This window comes from Enterococcus raffinosus, assembly GCF_019175485.1.
GTDB lineage: Bacteria > Bacillota > Bacilli > Lactobacillales > Enterococcaceae > Enterococcus_A > Enterococcus_A raffinosus.
Genome location: NZ_CP072888.1, coordinates 1161934 through 1174826, shown reverse-complemented (window position 1 = coordinate 1174826; position 12893 = coordinate 1161934). Strand labels below are relative to the sequence as shown.

Sequence of the window (12893 nt, the reverse complement as noted above, 5' to 3'; positions counted from 1 at the left end):
TTATTTGTTCACCCATCAATTTTGATCATTCTCCTCTGCCAACCATCTCGTGATTTCCGCTTCAATGTCATTAATCACTTTCGGCTGCTGAACCAAATCAAACCAATGAACCGACATGCGATTACGGAACCATGTTAATTGACGCTTCGCATAGCGGCGCGAGTGTAATTTCACCTCTTCGAGCGCTGCCTCTAAGGACATTTCTCCAGCAAAATATGGAAACAATTCCTTATAGCCTATTCCCTGAGCAGCCTGAACATCCGGTGTTTCAGCAAGTTTCTTAGCCTCTTCCAGCAATCCTTGTTCAACCATAAGATCCACTCGGTGGTTAATTCGCTGATACAAAATTGCGCGATCTGTATTTAAACCAATCAAAAAGCTATCATAAAGTTTTTTAGGCTGGTCCTTAGGTTCAAGGATCGAATGACCGGTCAATTCAAACACTTCTAACGCTCGGATCATTTTTTTTCGATTATTAAAATGAATCTTCTCAGCCGCCAATGAATCAACTGCCTGTAATCTCTCCCATAATGCTTGGTTGCCATTTTTTTCAGCGAAATGCTCATAGCTTTTTCGTAATGTGTCATCTTCCGGCTCACCTTCACTACCAAGCTTGTAATCCCATAATAAAGATTGAATATATAACCCAGTTCCGCCAACGACAATTGGGAGTCTTCCACGTTCAGTAATCTCTTGAATGGTTTGCCTAGCTGCTACTTGAAAGTCAGCAACAGAATAGTTTTCATCTAACTCTCGAACATTAATTAAATGGTGGGGAATCCCATCCATTTCCTCAGGTGTTACTTTAGCGGTACCGATATCTAATCCACGATATACTTGCATAGAGTCTCCACTAATGATTTCTCCATTAAAGCGTTTCGCTAAATCAATACTTAAACTCGTTTTACCTACAGCGGTAGGTCCTACAATTGCAACTACTTTCATTGCTTAAACCTGCTTCTCGTTCGAATCGCTTTTTCTGGAAAGTCAGTAATGATACCAGCTAAGTTGTTCTCATAGCAGGTCATCATTGTTTCGTAAAGATTTGGTGTCCATGGGCGAATCGCTTTTTCAAAGTTTTTTACAATCTCTGGATGCTGTCTCACCCAGTCATAACTTGGATGCAGTCCTTCAATAAAATCTGTATCCAAGACGAGTTGATATTTTTCTAAGTCATTCTTCTGGATCAAGTCATATTGAACATCCGGTTCATACTCGTGCATGATTCGCAATGAATCAATATTAAAGCTTGTATACCAATAGGTGAAGGGCCATTCTTTACTCGTCATTACGTTTGATATTTTCTCTTCGATCCCTGGATAATGATATTTATTCGTCTTTATCTCAATACATAAGAAACCACGAAACCGCATCTGCAGCAGGAGGTTTAAAACTTCCTGCAGCGTGGATATCTTGGTAGCTTGATATTTTTCGTCAAACCAACTACCAGCATCTAATGCCTTAATTTCTTCCAGTGTTAACTCACGAATGAATCCCTTACCATCTGTGGTACGGTCAACACTTTCATCATGAATAACGACCAATTGCTGGTCCGCTGTTAAATGGACGTCAAGTTCAATTCCATCTGCGCCCGTTCGTACTGCCTCCATAAACGCCGGCAAGGTATTCTCCGGATGAGTCCCTGCACTCCCGCGATGAGCAATAATTACTGTCATTTACTTCACCTCGTTCATCATCAATAAAAAAACTCGTAAGTTTGTGAGTGTTGCTAAGCTACTATTGTACATTAAAATAGCGCAAAGGTTGTTTGGTAGAACGAGACAACTGTTGTTTCTTTTCATCTAATATTTCTAAAAGCTGTTCAGAAAAAGTTTCCATGACAATCCGTCCGCCTTTGTACGTATATCCCCCGATTTTTACCGTTTCTTCCGGAGATAAAATAACCTTTCGATGAGAAATATTTTTGAAAAATTCCTCAATTAAATAATTTGGTAGATAGAAATTATTTTGCGCCGTAAAGGAATTCAAATAGATGAAATCATCAATTGTGATATAGCAATCATCGAATGAATTAAATGTCACATACTCCTGCATTAACACATTTCGTTTTGATAAAATTTCATTTACTTTTTTATTTAAGAGATTAATGGTTTCAATTTCCTTTACCTGATGCTCCAATTCTCTTTCACGTCGATGACGCAAGTCAATATACTTAAACACAAAGTAAACCGCGATGCCTGTTAAGCCCGCTCCAATTAACACGCCGATTAGTCCAATAAATGCGATTTCCACGTTTTTCCCTCCTAATTCATCCTTATGAAATTATTTCTAAAAAATTGATTTTCACACGCCCTTCATCCCACAGAAATCATTTAAGTTGCGGCAATCTGACATCCTGTTATCATCGTTATTAATAGTACCATATTTTGATGTTTTGAGGATAGTTTGACCTGTTTAAAAAAACGAAGCCTAATATTTGACCAAAACTGACCAACGTTGTATACTTTTTTTAAGTTTTAGCAATCTAACCTCGTTTGTGCTAAAATAATTTATGAACACTATTTTAAGGAGGATTCACTATGAATTTAGTTCCTACAGTTATTGAACAATCATCTCGTGGCGAACGTGCTTACGACATTTATTCTCGTTTATTGAAAGACCGCATCATTATGTTGAGCGGAGAAGTGAACGACGATATGGCGAACACTATCATCGCCCAATTACTTTTCTTGGATGCCCAAGATTCTGAAAAAGATATCTATCTTTACATCAACTCTCCAGGCGGTAGCGTTTCTGCCGGCTTAGCGATTTTTGATACGATGAACTTTGTTAAAGCCGATGTCCAAACAATCGTCCTTGGGATGGCAGCTTCCATGGGAAGCTTCTTGCTGACAGCTGGTGCTAAGGGGAAACGTTTCGCCTTACCAAACGCTGAAATTATGATTCACCAACCCCTAGGCGGCGCGCAAGGACAAGCAACAGAAATTGAAATTGCTGCACGTCACATTTTGAAAACGCGCGAACGCTTAAACAACATTTTATCTGAACGCACTGGTCAACCGATCGAAGTAATCGAACGTGATACTGATCGCGACAACTTCATGACAGCCGAAGAAGCAAAGGCATACGGCTTAATTGATGAAGTGATGGAAAACAGCAGCGCTTTGAACTAAACGTTTAAAAACCGAGGATATCCTCGGTTTTTTTATTTTGGCTATTGATTATTAGCTGATACGAAAATAATTTCCTATAACCCAACCTCTTCAATAATCAAAAAAATCACAATACGATTTTTTTTCATTGATCGTCTCGTTATAGCGATGGTATTGCAAATACATTCTGCCTGTAAACAATCTCCACAAGTTCCTTTTTTGATACATGGCGTTTTTTCAAGGCCTAAACGATAGGCATTTAATGGTGCCGTATTTCGCCTAACCATTTCGACAGTCGTCTTCAGATCGCCATACACTTTTTTCATACTGACAAATGTAAATACATTGTCTGGACCATAGGTTAACGCAGCGACACGATTTCCTACGCTATCTACATTAACTAATTCTCCATCCTCGGTAATTCCGTTAATACTCGTCAAAAAATAATCAGCCAGCAGTGCCTGCTTCATTACTTGATGCCGTTCTTCTGCTGATTTTGTTTTTTCTCGATCAATCATTCGTTGACCGCGTTCATATAATTTCTCAATAATTTGCGATTGCTCTACAGTAACAGAACCTCCAAAACCTACCGACTGATCGGGAGCGATTTTCTCTAATGCTTTTTCTCTGGCTTCTTTTAAACTTTGACAAATAATCGGTTGAAAATTTCTTCGCTCTAATTTTCTGCTTAGGCTTTCTGCGGCAGCTACGTACCGATCTTTTTGATATTTCTCCATATCTACTCTCCTTAAGTCCTCATTTATAAGCTTTACTAGCTAAATTTTTTCAGCCAGACCTAAAACAACGAAATCCATCTTTACTTGAATTCTTCTTGTTCATTTTCAATGATTTGTGACTGATTGGCAACCAAAAAAACACCTAAAATAATTTTTAGGTGCGTGCAGCTGTTCTCTAAAAGCAATTAGTCCTTTAATATACTGTAGAATTCGCTCATTAGTTACTTCAAATGAACCTGTATGCCTTTATTCATGAATTAAAAAATGAAAAGTGACCTCTCAATAAAGGGTGAAAAATGATAGCAAAAAACCAGATGATTAGCTAAATAACCGATCATCTGGCTTCTTCAGATTTCTTACTAGGAATTTCAATGACAAACTGTTCACTTTATAGGTAATCCACAATGAACTTGTAAAACTTTTATTTTATTCTTTTTGTGAATAGCCGGTTTGATAGTCGATGTTAATTCCTTCTTGAACGTTGTAAATAAAGAGATTAAATGAAATCTGACCGTCTTCAATACTTTGCGCTTCCATCTGGACCCCACGAGCGACTAATTCATTCCCTTTGAAATATGGAGTTACCCGATAACGAACGTGGTGATTCGTTTTGCGAATATAATTTCCGATTTTAATTTCACAATCATTCATGCCTGGATCATTCATTGATGCAGTGCCAGTCATTAAATTTTTTAGATTATTATTTTCGCCTGAAAATTGATACGCAATCAAGTGCGCTCGATTATACAAGGGCTCATCATTATAAAATTTTTGATGCCAGCCAGTCGGCTTTACATATAAACGTTCCCGCTCTTGATGAGGCATCAAATCTTTTCCTAACATCCCATTCGCTACACCAACGCGATTCAATTGATCTAAATCAGAAAACTGCGTCCATGTTCCCTTCGTCAAAGAAAGATCGCTGTTTGAAAAATTGGGTTGATTATTATTTAATTGAATAGTTTGATGCTCCCCATCATACTCTGGAACCTCAGAAATATGACTGACGGACACCTCTTTCACTGCATCTCTTGCTTCATTGCTAGGACTTACTTGTGAATAAACACCGTAAATCCCAGCTAAAGCAACGACCACAGCAGTAATAATTTTCGGTACTTGTTTTTTTACTGTGATGGTACTTCAACTCCTACTATCTAAATACAGGTTTATCATTCAACCACTGACTATCGAATTACACCAATACTAACTTGTAACAGTTGATATGTTGAGTGGTCTGGAAGATTTTCTGCCTATTTTTTCCCATCACGCTGATCCACTTATTTTGTTTGCTGCCAAATTTCCTTAATCGCTGGGACATTTCCTAACTCGGTTAAATTACTTGGCATAATCACAGTATTACCATTATTTTCTACAACGTGTTTGAAGGCCTCGATTCCTAGATAAGCAATCATTTCATCCGTCAAGTTGCTTTCAGCAATGGCTTTATTGATTTCCTTAATTCGTGCAGTTTCAGCTTCCGTGATTCGAGCGATTCGATCTGCTTCTGCAGCAGCATCGATTCTAGTACGTTCTGCTCTAGCATCTGCATCGATTTTTGTTTGTCTGGCTCGGGCTTCTGCATCAATCTGCATCTCAGAAGATTTTGCTTCAGATTCTAAGATCACTGATTGCTTTTTCCCTTCAGAAATCGTGATCAACGATTCTTTATCCCTGCTAGCTGTAATTAATTTATTCATCGAATTGACAATTTCATTCGAAACAGAAATCTCACCAATATTAATCCGATCAATTGATAACCCGTAACCAGCTGTAATGTCCTTCACGCTTTCATAAAGATTTACGTTAATCTCTTCCGTCCCATTCAACACTTCGTTCAGTTCCATCTTACCGATAATGCCTCTTAAATTTGACTGACAGTCTTGGATCATTGACGTGACAGAATCTTCATTATCATACACAAAAGCTCTAGCATCTGTCACGTGATACTTAATCGCCTCATCGATTTCGACAATAACATTATCTCTGGTGATCACACTTTGTGGTTCAATTTGAATCGGCGTTTGTTTCAACGAAACACGACGACGAACCACGTATAAAATCGGAATCAAAAAATGTAATCCTGGTTCTAAGGTCTTCACATACTTACCAAAACTCTCAACAACTTTAACTTCTCCTTGCTGTACAATCACGACTAATTGACTGATAACAAACAAAAGGACTACTATTGCAAGGACTAACAAAACAATATTAACTATTAACAATGTAATTCACATCACTTTCTTCTAAATTATTATTAATGATGACCAGCAACTCTCGACTAGTAAAGTCGACAACTTCCAACATATCTTGCGGCTCAGGCGGACCGTTCACTACTTTATAATCATACCAACTACCCAAGATTCGAACGAGCCCACTAATACTTGACCCCTTACTGCGAAAACATTTTCCCATCGTTTTCTGCATCTGATAATCCACTACACTCTCCCCCTCCTTTTTTCTAGTATACCAAATCAATCACAAAGAACCTGCTTCTTATTTCATATTGCTTTACACTATTCCTCAATTTTTTTAAACTAGGAAAAGAAATGGGGCATAAAAGATGGAGACGAATAAAAAACAATGGTTGGGACTTCTAATCGTCCCAGCAGAATTATTGATTGGTGATTTTCTTTTTCCACTCATTCACTTAGACAGAGACCCAAAACTTGCTTTGCTTGCTTCGACCGTTCTTTTTTTAACAGGATTTGTCATGATGCTTTACTTATTTCATGATTTTTTAAAAGCACAATGGCGCCTGTTTCGACAAAAACTTTTTATAAAATTACTCATTAGTATTGTTTTAGTTGCCGGAGCATTTTGGTTACTTCGGGTCGTGCGTGGAATGATCCCTAGTGAGCTTCTTCAGCTTCGGTCTTCCACAAGCTACACTTCCCAGAAACTTGATCCTTCTTGGACGGTTTTAGCAGCCATTACACCCTTTATTGCGCCTTTTGCTGAAGAGCTAACTTTTCGCTATTTATTATTAGGGAAATTCCAGAACACAATTCTGCGAATACTGATGCTGTTTGTTCAAGGAATTTTATTTGGATTGGTCCACTGGAACAATTTTAGCGGCAATTTATATGCCGTGATTCCCTACATGGTATTAGGTGTTTACTTAGGCGCAATCTACTTATTGTCAAAAAATATTTGGTCATCCATTATGGTCCATTGGATGATAAATACCATTAACGGTATGCTCCCGGCTCTTTTACTTTTCATCCTAAGTCTTTTTGGAATCACTACTTAATCCGCTTTGTGGGGATTATCTATTCTAGCAGTCGCGCATAGAGAAAAAAGAGGTAAACGCCTACAACACAAATTAACAACAAAGATCCACACAATGCTATTTTACTCACTCGATTTTCGATACTTCGTACAGGATATTTCATGTCACTATAGTTACTACTGCTGATGATTGCTATCAGCAGTAAAAGGGTCGGAAAAAGAAAAACAGTTCCTCTGCTTCCCCAGTTAGTCACCTTCTCATCAAGACCAAACTGAATCGGAATTTTAGCAGGCAAACGAGAATAGAAAAAAGACTTAAGCCATAAAGTCCTACAGAAAATAGAACACTAATTCGTCGTACCCAACGATAACCTCTTTCAAACATCATCGTTTCTCCTCCTTTAATAGTTAGCTCATAGTATATGCCTCACAAAATAAGAACACTAGAAAATCTCAAATAGAAAAATGCGATTTTATATACAAACAAATTCCTTCATTAAAGTAAGCACTTCAGATTCTATTGTATTTCAAAAAAATATACTTTTTCGCATAATCCGCTTACAAATCTACACAAAAAAACCAACGCTCAGCCACAAACGTTGGTTTAATCAGGATAAATTACCCTAAGTGAAGGTTTCCCCTCACATCACCCTTAGCATACATCAATCACTGATTGAATAGCAAGGGGACATTAAAAAGAAAAGTATTAAATACTAAAAAACACAGCAGCCAATTAATCTAAGGCCCTGTGCTTTCGTAAATGAAGCGGGTGACGAGAATCGAACTCGCGACGGAAGCTTGGGAAGCTTCTGTTTTACCACTAAACTACACCCGCGGTACATAAGAGAGTATAACGCTTTTTATTCAATCCAACAACTATTTCTATCGAACATAAGAATTGACAAGTTGACCAATTCTGATTATCTTACAGATAGTAAGTAAGCATCACAGAAAGGAAGCTTTAATCAATGGAAAATCTTACAACTGTAAAGAAATCCCTTGCCAGCGAAATAAATAGCATTGTTTTCATCTCCTCTGAAACTTGCAGTATTTGTCATGTTGATGCTCCTAAGGCAAAAGCACTGGCTGAAAGCTACAAGATTCCTTTTCATCATTTAGATATTGTTCAAGACCCTGAGTTATCTGGCTTTTTTGAGGTTCTGACTGTGCCAGCCGTTTTGGTTTATCACAATGGAAAAGAAGTCGCTCGTCAAGCTCGCTTCATTGACTTTAAATTGTTGGAAAAACTTCTACAACAATTACCGGAAGAAGCTGAAGCGATAGATTATCAAGAGCTGTTCAAATGAAAAAGACTAAGCACTGAACCGACCTCCAAAAGTAAGATTTTTGGTCTAGCTTTTTGGGATCGGTTCACACACGCTTAGTCTTTTTTATTATCTGTATTATGATGTAAAAAGTAAATCAATGTTTGCAATTCATTCGTTAAATCAACGCTTTGAATAATGACATCTTCAGGCGCAGTTAACCGAGCTGCGGTAAAGTTCAAGATTCCTTTAATACCTGCAGCGGCTAATTGATCCACTACTTGTTGGGCCTGTTGTGCAGGCAACGTCAAGATTGCGATTTCGATTTGCTGCAGCTTGATTTGCTCCACCATGTTGTCTAATGGATAAACTGGAATACCGTCAACGATACGTCCCACGATATCTTCTTTCACATCGAAAGCACAGCTTACACGGATACTATTGCTTTGATGAAATTTGAATTTCAACAAGGCGCTCCCTAAATTACCGACACCGACTAATGCGACATTGGTCAATTGATCATCGTTTAAGATTTTTCCGAAGAAATGCATCAAATCTTCAACGTCATATCCATATCCACGTTTGCCCAATTCACCAAAGTAAGAAAAGTCTCGGCGGATCGTTGCACTATCGACCTGAATCGCCTCACTTAGTTCTGTAGATGAAACTTTGGTTTTTCCAGCATTATTTAAAATACGTAAATACCGATAGTATAACGGCAATCGTTTAACAGTCGCTTTTGGAATTGAATGTTCTTTCACAATAACTCTCCTTTATCAAAAAAATTCGTAAATGTTGACTACTGCACTATAATAGCAAGAATGTTAGTGAAATTGCAACGCACTTGCTCGAAAATTTGTGAAAAAATCACGATTAGGTGAAATGACCGCTTCCAATCGCAAGGACCTTAAAAATATGGTAGACTGAATCCATTCGGAAAAATAAATTTAAGGAAGATATCCAATGATTTTATTACAAGCAAATCAAATTGCCCGCTATTTTGGTGCGGATACATTATTTGAAAACATTCACCTTGAAGTCGCCAGCAAGGCTCGTATCGGTCTAGTTGGACGAAACGGTGCAGGAAAATCTACATTACTAAAAATTATCGCGAACATCGAAGCGCCAGATGCTGGTCAAGTAATCAAAAATAAACAAGCTAGCTTAGGCTATCTTGCTCAAGACACCGGCCTAGATTCCAACGAAACCATTTGGAATGAAATGCTGAAGGCCTTTGAATCGGTACGTCAAATGGAAAAACGAATGCGGGAAGTAGAAGTCGCAATTGGTGAAACACCGGAAAGTGATAGTCGCTACGCTTCTCTATTGAAGGAATACGATCAGTTGCAGCACGACTTTAATGATCAAAACGGCTACGGTTACGAAAATGAGATTCGTAGTGTTTTACATGGATTTAAATTTGACGAAAGCTTTTATGATAAAGAGATCAGTACTCTCTCTGGTGGTCAGAAAACACGTTTGGCTTTGGCTCGAATGTTGCTAGTTAAACCAGATATTTTAATCCTCGATGAACCGACCAACCATTTAGATATTGAAACTTTGGCTTGGCTGGAAGATTATTTGCAAGGCTATTCCGGTGCACTGCTAATTGTCTCTCATGACCGCTACTTTTTAGATCGTGTCGTTAACGAAATCTATGAAATTTCCAGACATAAGATTCGGCACTATACAGGAAATTACTCTCGCTATTTAGATTTAAAGGCCGCACAGCTTGCCAGCGATTGGAAGGCTTACGAAAAGCAGCAAGTAGAAATTGAAAAGTTGGAAGATTTTGTCGCTCGCAACCTAGTTCGTGCTTCAACCACAAAACGTGCCCAGAGTCGGCGGAAAACTTTGGAAAAAATGGATCGACTGGATCGACCTGATGGAAAAGAAAAATCCGCGAAGTTTATGTTTGATATTGATAAGGTTTCTGGGAATGTCGTCCTGCAAGTGGAAGAAGCAGCCATCGGCTATGAGGAGACATTGTCTGAGCCAATTGACTTAGACATACGACGAGAAGATGCCATCGCTTTAGTCGGACCAAATGGTATCGGCAAATCTACCCTGCTAAAATCTCTCATCGGTCAGCTGCCCTTTATTAAAGGCCAGCCACATTTTGGGACAAACGTCACTGTAGGCTATTATGATCAAGGTCAAGCAGACTTACATGGAAACAAGACAATTCTGGCAGAGCTATGGGATGAACACCCTACAACGCCTGAAAAAGACATTCGAAATGTTCTTGGCGGATTCCTTTTCAGTGGCGAAGATGTTGAAAAAACGATTCCCTTACTTAGTGGCGGGGAAAAAGCGCGGGTTGCATTGGCAAAGCTTTCAATGAATAAAGAGAACTTCTTGATTCTAGATGAGCCGACGAACCATTTAGACATTGACAATAAAGAGGTGTTAGAGAACGCCCTTATTGATTATCAAGGGACCTTGCTCTTTGTTTCTCATGACCGTTACTTTATTAATCGTATCGCCAACAAGGTCATCGAACTGTCTCCTGAAGGCAGCAAGTTGTATTTAGGGGATTACGACTATTACTTAGAGAAGAAAAAAGAGGAAGAAGAAATTGCCGAACTGCAGGCGAAAGAAGAGACTGCAATAGAAGCTCCTAAAAAGAAATTTTATCAAGACAAAGAGCAGCAAAAGCTGATCCGCAGCTTGCGTCGAAAAATCGAAGCTATTGAGGAAACGCTTGCCACTTTGGATGAAAAAATCGATGAATTAGAGGCTCAAATGAGTCAGCCAGAAATACTGAACGACCATGTCCAACTTTTAGCACTGACGAATGAGTTAGAGGCTCAAAAAGCCGAGCAAGAAGAACAACTCGCCAGTTGGGAAGAACTTAGCTTAGAATTAGAAGAATTTGAATAACTTACAACTTTTGACCGATGACACCTTCACTCTTTTTCGCTTTAATAAGAGAGTGGAGGTGTTTTTTATGAGGCGAAAAAATCGACCCTTATCAATAATACTTGGAATTTTTTTAGTGATGGCAAGTTTAGGGATCCTCTCTTCTCGATTCTTTCACTTTGATAATAAAGTTAACAGTCAACAGGATTTTTCGGCCAGTGCCAATCAATATTTACAAGAGCATGGTCAGGATTTCTCGTTACTTTTGCAAACAGACCCGCGTTGGGCAGATAAAGCCTATGGCAGTGGCTCCAGTCAAAATGACTTAGCCACAAATGGGTGTGCGATCACCTCCTTAGCCATGATTCTTTCTTACCAAGAAAAGCGAACCGTTTATCCAACAGAAATTCTGCAATGGAGCGGCAACAATTATTATGAAGCAGGACAAGGCACCGCTTGGTCGATTTTCCCTGCCTTTGCTCAAAATTATGGCCTTGCCCTTGAAGAACTTGGGAAGGATCAAGCCAAAATACAACAACACTTAAATCAAAATCAGCCCCTCGTGATTTCCGTTACCCCTGGCGAGTTTACAGAAGTTGGACATATCATGGTAATCAAAAAGGATCTTCAAAGTGATCAAATAATTGTCTATGATCCAAATGATCGCCCAGAAAAGGAACACTACAAACAAAAGTACTCCTTGGACCATCTCATGCCTGAGCTAGCCAATGCATGGGTATTCAGTTAGGATGGATGTAAAAAAATAGATAGACATAAAAAAGAGCTGACGTCCTTGCGCCAGCTCTTTTTTATTGGGGGTTCCTGCTTTCACAGGGGAAAAAGAATTATTTTTAGGGTTAAGTTCATCTTACGCTAAATATTTGAAAAAGCTATGAGCTTTTTGAAGGAAAGTTAGAAAAAAATGTGGCGTTATTATGAAGAGAGCGACTTATTACAATTAAGAAAAAAACATTTGCATCGACCTTTTTTCAAAAGTCTGGATGCAAATGTTCTTTATTTCAAGTTAGAATTAATTGATTTGTTGAACGTATGAGTGAAGAAGCTGATTCATTTTCTTTCCATTGTCTTCTTTAATAACTTTTTCTGAGAGAATGAAGGAACCGCCCACACCTAGTACATTTGGGTTATCAAGATATTCTAGGAAGTTTTCTCCGTTAATTCCGCCAGTTGGTAAGAATTTTATATCATAGAATGGACCGCTTAATGCATCAATGGCTTTTAGTCCTCCATAAATATCTGCTGGGAAAAATTTTACGACCTTAAGTCCATAATCTGCTGCCTGCTGAATATCTCTTGGTGTTGCCGTTCCAGGAAAGACTGGAACCTCATGATCCAAGCAATATTCGATCACATCAGGGACGACTGCTGGAGAAACAACGAATTGCGCACCATTTTCAACCGCAATTTTCGCTTCTGCTAGTGTTCGAACTGTTCCAGCACCAACCATTAGCTTACCGGACTCCGCCAATCGCTTGATTGCTTCAGCCGCTAGCTCACTACGAAAGGTCACTTCAATCAGAGGAACATTATTTTCGATTAGAATCTCTTCTACTACAGATAAATAGCTCAAATCAGTTGCCGTGTATAACGGCAAAAGTTTGGTTTGCGATAATTGTTCATAAACCTTATGTTTCATATTTACTGACATTTTCCCGCTCACTTTCTGC

The 12893-nt window shown here is 38.6% G+C and carries 15 protein-coding genes and 1 tRNA gene; 5 read left to right on the top strand and 11 right to left on the bottom strand.

The genetic code is table 11. From position 1 onward, the window contains the following. Positions 1-15: 15 nt before the first annotated feature. The 3 genes from miaA to J9537_RS05750 form a co-directional block, all read right to left on the bottom strand. The gene (gene miaA, locus J9537_RS05760; RefSeq protein WP_218257052.1) at positions 16-945 is read right to left on the bottom strand and encodes a tRNA (adenosine(37)-N6)-dimethylallyltransferase MiaA; all 930 of its coding nucleotides are present in this window, start codon (positions 943-945) and stop codon (positions 16-18) included. Further along, the gene (locus tag J9537_RS05755) at positions 942-1676 is read right to left on the bottom strand and encodes a glycerophosphodiester phosphodiesterase (RefSeq protein ID WP_218257051.1); all 735 of its coding nucleotides are present in this window, start codon (positions 1674-1676) and stop codon (positions 942-944) included. The genes miaA and J9537_RS05755 overlap by 4 nt, the downstream gene beginning before the upstream one ends. A gap of 61 nt (positions 1677-1737) precedes the next feature. Continuing rightward, entirely contained in the window at positions 1738-2253 is a 516-nt protein-coding gene (locus J9537_RS05750) for a hypothetical protein (protein ID WP_010744465.1), read from the bottom strand. A 287-nt stretch (positions 2254-2540) separates the two neighbouring features. Between J9537_RS05750 and clpP the strand changes: the two genes are divergently transcribed. Beyond that, positions 2541-3134 (top strand): ATP-dependent Clp endopeptidase proteolytic subunit ClpP, encoded by a 594-nt coding sequence (clpP, locus tag J9537_RS05745; protein ID WP_010744464.1) that lies wholly within the window; start codon positions 2541-2543, stop codon positions 3132-3134. A 74-nt stretch (positions 3135-3208) separates the two neighbouring features. Here clpP and J9537_RS05740 read toward each other — a convergent pair whose 3' ends face one another. The 4 genes from J9537_RS05740 to J9537_RS05725 form a co-directional block, all read right to left on the bottom strand. Further along, the gene (locus J9537_RS05740; RefSeq protein ID WP_218257050.1) at positions 3209-3850 is read right to left on the bottom strand and encodes a lactate utilization protein; all 642 of its coding nucleotides are present in this window, start codon (positions 3848-3850) and stop codon (positions 3209-3211) included. Between the two features lie 426 nt (positions 3851-4276). Next, positions 4277-4945, bottom strand: a complete 669-nt coding sequence (locus J9537_RS05735; protein ID WP_376713208.1) for a DNA/RNA non-specific endonuclease — start codon at positions 4943-4945, stop codon at positions 4277-4279. Positions 4946-5127: 182 nt separating this feature from the next. Next, on the bottom strand, positions 5128-6072 hold the full coding sequence (locus tag J9537_RS05730) for an SPFH domain-containing protein (protein WP_010744460.1): 945 nt from the start codon (positions 6070-6072) through the stop codon (positions 5128-5130). After that, positions 6059-6274, bottom strand: coding sequence for a hypothetical protein (locus J9537_RS05725; RefSeq protein ID WP_028021263.1), 216 nt, complete (start codon positions 6272-6274; stop codon positions 6059-6061). The genes J9537_RS05730 and J9537_RS05725 overlap by 14 nt, the downstream gene beginning before the upstream one ends. Positions 6275-6410: 136 nt before the next feature. Between J9537_RS05725 and J9537_RS05720 the strand changes: the two genes are divergently transcribed. Beyond that, on the top strand, positions 6411-7100 hold the full coding sequence (locus tag J9537_RS05720) for a CPBP family intramembrane glutamic endopeptidase (RefSeq protein WP_218257049.1): 690 nt from the start codon (positions 6411-6413) through the stop codon (positions 7098-7100). A 19-nt stretch (positions 7101-7119) separates the two neighbouring features. On the opposite strand, the gene J9537_RS05715 is transcribed toward J9537_RS05720, so the two are convergent. After that, positions 7120-7374, bottom strand: coding sequence for a DUF1648 domain-containing protein (locus tag J9537_RS05715; protein WP_245001297.1), 255 nt, complete (start codon positions 7372-7374; stop codon positions 7120-7122). A gap of 468 nt (positions 7375-7842) precedes the next feature. Beyond that, positions 7843-7913, bottom strand: a tRNA-Gly gene (locus J9537_RS05710). 133 nt (positions 7914-8046) lie between these two features. Here J9537_RS05710 and J9537_RS05705 point away from each other — a divergent pair. Further along, positions 8047-8385 (top strand): thioredoxin family protein, encoded by a 339-nt coding sequence (locus J9537_RS05705; RefSeq protein ID WP_218257048.1) that lies wholly within the window; start codon positions 8047-8049, stop codon positions 8383-8385. A 74-nt stretch (positions 8386-8459) separates the two neighbouring features. Here the strand turns inward: J9537_RS05705 and J9537_RS05700 are convergent, their stop codons facing one another. Next, entirely contained in the window at positions 8460-9104 is a 645-nt protein-coding gene (locus J9537_RS05700; RefSeq protein ID WP_010744455.1) for a redox-sensing transcriptional repressor Rex, read from the bottom strand. Positions 9105-9306: 202 nt separating this feature from the next. Here J9537_RS05700 and J9537_RS05695 point away from each other — a divergent pair, with 202 nt between their 5' ends. Together J9537_RS05695 and J9537_RS05690 are read left to right on the top strand one after the other, a co-directional pair. Continuing rightward, positions 9307-11226 (top strand): ABC-F family ATP-binding cassette domain-containing protein, encoded by a 1920-nt coding sequence (locus tag J9537_RS05695; RefSeq protein ID WP_218257047.1) that lies wholly within the window; start codon positions 9307-9309, stop codon positions 11224-11226. A 67-nt stretch (positions 11227-11293) separates the two neighbouring features. Next, positions 11294-11953 carry a C39 family peptidase gene (locus tag J9537_RS05690; RefSeq protein ID WP_218257046.1) on the top strand — a complete coding sequence of 220 codons (660 nt, stop codon included), beginning with the start codon at positions 11294-11296 and terminating at the stop codon, positions 11951-11953. Positions 11954-12235: 282 nt separating this feature from the next. Here J9537_RS05690 and J9537_RS05685 read toward each other — a convergent pair whose 3' ends face one another. Continuing rightward, positions 12236-12874 (bottom strand): bifunctional 4-hydroxy-2-oxoglutarate aldolase/2-dehydro-3-deoxy-phosphogluconate aldolase, encoded by a 639-nt coding sequence (locus J9537_RS05685; protein WP_218257045.1) that lies wholly within the window; start codon positions 12872-12874, stop codon positions 12236-12238. Positions 12875-12893: the final 19 nt, after the last annotated feature.

Coding starts and splice junctions, on each gene's coding strand:
- J9537_RS05685 (WP_218257045.1), bottom strand. CDS start 12,874: ATGTCAGTAAATATGAAACATAAGGTTTATGAACAATTATCGCAAACC.
- J9537_RS05705 (WP_218257048.1), top strand. CDS start 8,047: ATGGAAAATCTTACAACTGTAAAGAAATCCCTTGCCAGCGAAATAAAT.
- miaA (WP_218257052.1), bottom strand. CDS start 945: ATGAAAGTAGTTGCAATTGTAGGACCTACCGCTGTAGGTAAAACGAGT.
- clpP (WP_010744464.1), top strand. CDS start 2,541: ATGAATTTAGTTCCTACAGTTATTGAACAATCATCTCGTGGCGAACGT.
- J9537_RS05695 (WP_218257047.1), top strand. CDS start 9,307: ATGATTTTATTACAAGCAAATCAAATTGCCCGCTATTTTGGTGCGGAT.
- J9537_RS05740 (WP_218257050.1), bottom strand. CDS start 3,850: ATGGAGAAATATCAAAAAGATCGGTACGTAGCTGCCGCAGAAAGCCTA.
- J9537_RS05720 (WP_218257049.1), top strand. CDS start 6,411: ATGGAGACGAATAAAAAACAATGGTTGGGACTTCTAATCGTCCCAGCA.
- J9537_RS05690 (WP_218257046.1), top strand. CDS start 11,294: ATGAGGCGAAAAAATCGACCCTTATCAATAATACTTGGAATTTTTTTA.
- J9537_RS05725 (WP_028021263.1), bottom strand. CDS start 6,274: ATGCAGAAAACGATGGGAAAATGTTTTCGCAGTAAGGGGTCAAGTATT.
- J9537_RS05755 (WP_218257051.1), bottom strand. CDS start 1,676: ATGACAGTAATTATTGCTCATCGCGGGAGTGCAGGGACTCATCCGGAG.